Source organism: Ruminococcus sp. N15.MGS-57 (assembly GCF_000980385.1).
In the GTDB taxonomy this organism is placed as follows: Bacteria; Bacillota; Clostridia; order Oscillospirales; family Ruminococcaceae; genus Hominimerdicola; species Hominimerdicola aceti.
Map to the genome: position 1 here is coordinate 1 of NZ_LARF01000162.1, position 274 is coordinate 274.

Genomic DNA, 274 nt, shown 5'->3' on the forward strand with positions numbered 1-274 from the left:
ACCATCGTGTTCGGGATGTGGACGGGTGTTTCCCAAAAGCGCATCGCCACCGGAAGTTTGAACACTTAGCGAGGTATTTTCGAGCTTAGTGTGAAACTTGTTCGATTTGCGCAAGCAAAGTCGAACTTCCTCAACTTACCCCAGTGTTATTTGTTATTAAATAATCATTAATAACTCAACAGTGAAAAACTCTCTACTCGATTTCCTTAGAAAGGAGGTGATCCAGCCGCACCTTCCGATACGGCTACCTTGTTACGACTTCACCCCAGTTATC

The 274-nt window shown here is 44.5% G+C and carries 1 rRNA gene; it reads right to left on the minus strand.

From position 1 onward, the window contains the following. Positions 1-210 precede the first annotated feature (210 nt). Positions 211-274 (minus strand): 16S ribosomal RNA (locus tag WS40_RS11100); the annotation flags it as partial.